General features: G+C 44.3%; 1 protein-coding gene. It reads left to right on the top strand.

From position 1 onward, the window contains the following. Positions 1 to 12: 12 nt before the first annotated feature. On the top strand, positions 13 to 1,113 hold the full coding sequence (locus AC5590_RS33815) for a GUN4 domain-containing protein (protein ID WP_248277450.1): 1,101 nt from the start codon (positions 13 to 15) through the stop codon (positions 1,111 to 1,113). The last annotated feature ends 85 nt before the right edge of the window (positions 1,114 to 1,198 follow it).

Here is a 1,198-nt window from a genome sequence, read left to right as displayed (position 1 = left end):
TGATGCCTTCGGTTGGTTCAACCACTGTGGTCTATTTACCTGAAAATTGCTGTAAATCCTGAATTGCTGCACTTTCTGCGAATTAACTTCTTTCTCGATCCACCTGAGCAACTTCCTTATACAGTCGAGTTTGAGTTTCTCACTTCTGGGCTGTGTCGTGAAATTGATGCAGAACTGTATGAAATCGAGCCAGAAATTCGCAATGAGTTGTTGCAGGAGTTGATGAAAAGGGAAGATGCAAAACAACGAATTCAAGATGTCGCTACGCTGCTTTGGCAGTATGTGGAATATCATTCACCTTGGGCAGATCGAGTTGAATTAGAACGGGCGCAACAACTGACTGCACTCAATTTTCTAGATCCGGCAAAGGCAAAAGAGTGGTTGGATGAAGCAGAAGCTAATCCTAGTTTAGGGAGAGCGGAGCGGGAATGGTTTATAGCGATGCGACAGGAAATTGAGGAACTTCCTGACATCTCTACCCTATCGACAGAGAAACAAAGTGAGCAAAATGATCTTCCTTCAGAAAAAGGTGTAGACTACACACGGCTGCGAGATTTACTGAAAACAGGAAAGTGGGAAGAAGCTGATAACGAAACTTTCGCTGTCATGCTCAAGGCAGCTGGCAGAAAAAAAGAAGACGGGCAGCTGGATGTCGAATCCATCAAAAATTTTCCCTGCACTGACTTACGCACAATTGACCAACTTTGGGTAAAATACAGCAATGGGCGCTTCGGCTTTAGTGTGCAAAAGCGTATTTGGGAAAGCGTCGGTGGCAAACCAGACGCTAATATAAAAATCTGGGAGAAGTTTAGCAATCGCGTGGGTTGGCGCAAAGGAATGTTTTGGAACAAATTTCGGCTGCGCTACTCCATGTCTAATATGCGCAGTAGTGTAACTTTGCTATGGAACCAAGAATGGCTGTCATACTCGGAATTAACCTTCTCCACAAATGCCCCCCGGGGACATCTCCCATTGACATTTGCAATCGGAGTGCAGTCTTTTATGGGATTTGAAAGAAAGTATATTCAGTATGGTGGGGAGTATCTCTCGGCGCGAGGACGCTACGCCACCTGCATACGCCTCTTCTCTCGCGTCCAGACTTGTAAACTGTAACATATAGAGTTTACAGAAAATTGTAATGATTTATAAATAAGCTATTTCTCACGGAGTCTTGCAGCTTATAGCTTTGCGATACCAA

The organism is Brasilonema octagenarum UFV-OR1, assembly GCF_963888615.1.
Classification (GTDB): Bacteria; Cyanobacteriota; Cyanobacteriia; order Cyanobacteriales; family Nostocaceae; genus Brasilonema; species Brasilonema sennae.
Note: the sequence above shows the minus strand (reverse complement) of the source record. Positions and strands in the feature narration are given on the sequence as shown.